The following is a 1,598-nucleotide window of genomic DNA, read 5'->3' as shown; positions in this document are numbered from 1 at the left end:
CGAGTTCGGTGCTGGCGTTTGTGACACTAAACGGGCCGGTAGGTTGGGCCTGTGGGGCTGAAATTTCGGAAGGTGCCGACGGGGTCGGGGGCCACGGGCGTGCAGTTGGTCGAATGGACCAACGGCCGCTTGGTGGTGCGCGAGCACCTGGGTTCGGCTCACACCCCCGGCGAGTTGGCGGCGTTGATCGAGGTCGCCAAGCAGCGCATCCAGGGCGATCAGCAGGCGTTAGACCTGGAGTTGAGCGAGCACAGCGGCGCGGTGATCGACGTGCCGGCAGCGACAGCCGCGCGGATCCAGCAGTCCACGGCGCGGATCCTGTGGCAAGGATTGACTGGCACGTACGCCAGGCTGGGCTTCGACGTGGTGGGCGATCCGGTGTTCCGCGACCTGGTGCTGTGCCGTGTGGTGGAGCCGACCAGCAAGTTGGACTCGGTTCGGGTCCTGGCCGAGTTGGGGACCAAGCCGCCGCACGTCAATACGCTCTACAACTGTCTACAGCGAGTGGTCGGCCGGGACTACCGCAGCCTGATCGCCACCGCATGTTGGGCCCACGTCACCCGCACCGGCGGCCCTGGCGTGGCGTTGGTGCTCTACGACTTGACCACCTTGTACTTCGAGGCCGAGAAAGAAGATGACCTGCGTAAAGTCGGCATGAGTAAAGAGCGCAAGGTCGACCCGCAGATCACCGTGGGCCTGCTGGTGGCCCGGGATGGGTTCCCGCTGGACGTGCACGTCTTCGAGGGCAACAAGGCAGAGACCAAGACGCTAATCCCGGTCATCACGGCCTTCCAAGAGCGCCACCAGATCAGCGACATGGTCGTGGTGGCCGATGCGGGAATGCTGTCGGCGGCCAACCTCAATGCGCTGGAGGACGCGGGCCTGTCGTTCATCGTCGGCTCCCGCACTTCCAAGGCGCCCAAAGAGCTCGAGGACCACTTCGGCCGCCGCGGCAACGCAATCGCCGACGACGGCGTCGTGGAGCTGATCCGCCCCATGGGACAGGGCCGGGACCGGCGCGACCGGCGGGTGGTGTGGCACTACAAATGGGAGCGGGCCAAACGAGACCGGCGGACGCTAAACGCGCAGATTGACCGCGCTCAACGCGTCGCCGACCGGGCAGAGCCACTCAAGAAGCAGCGGTTCGTCAAAATCACCGACCAGAAGGTGATCCTGGACGAGGTCTCGATCCAGCGGGCCCGAGAATCTGCAGGTTACAAGGGGTACGTCACCAACATCGCGTCGGAGGTCATGGACGCCCATGCCGTCGTGGCGGCCTATCACGACCTCTGGAAAGTCGAGCAGTCCTTCCGTATGGCCAAGGCTGACCTGAGGGCCCGCCCGATCTTCCACCGCACCCGCGATGCGATCGAAGCTCATCTGACCGTCGTGTTCGCGGCCCTGGCAGTGGCCCGGCACCTGCAGGACGTCACCGGCATGTCGATCAAGAAGATCGTCACCACCCTGCGGCCCCTGCGCACCGTCACCGTTGCCATCGGCGACCACGAAATGCTCGTCGAACCCACAATCTCGGACGCCGCGCGAGCCGTCATCGACGCGATCAACTCAGGGTGACACTAAAACTTGTGGAAGTCAGG

At 64.8% G+C, this 1,598-nt stretch carries 1 protein-coding gene; it reads left to right on the top strand.

What is annotated here, in order from left to right:
- Positions 1–51 precede the first annotated feature (51 nt).
- Positions 52–1,575 (top strand): IS1634 family transposase, encoded by a 1,524-nt coding sequence (locus DPA01S_RS15945; RefSeq protein ID WP_439950999.1) that lies wholly within the window; start codon positions 52–54, stop codon positions 1,573–1,575.
- Positions 1,576–1,598: the final 23 nt, after the last annotated feature.

Source organism: Dietzia papillomatosis NBRC 105045, assembly GCF_001570845.1.
Classification (GTDB): domain Bacteria; phylum Actinomycetota; class Actinomycetes; order Mycobacteriales; family Mycobacteriaceae; genus Dietzia; species Dietzia cinnamea.
This window is presented reverse-complemented; position numbering and strand designations above follow the sequence as displayed.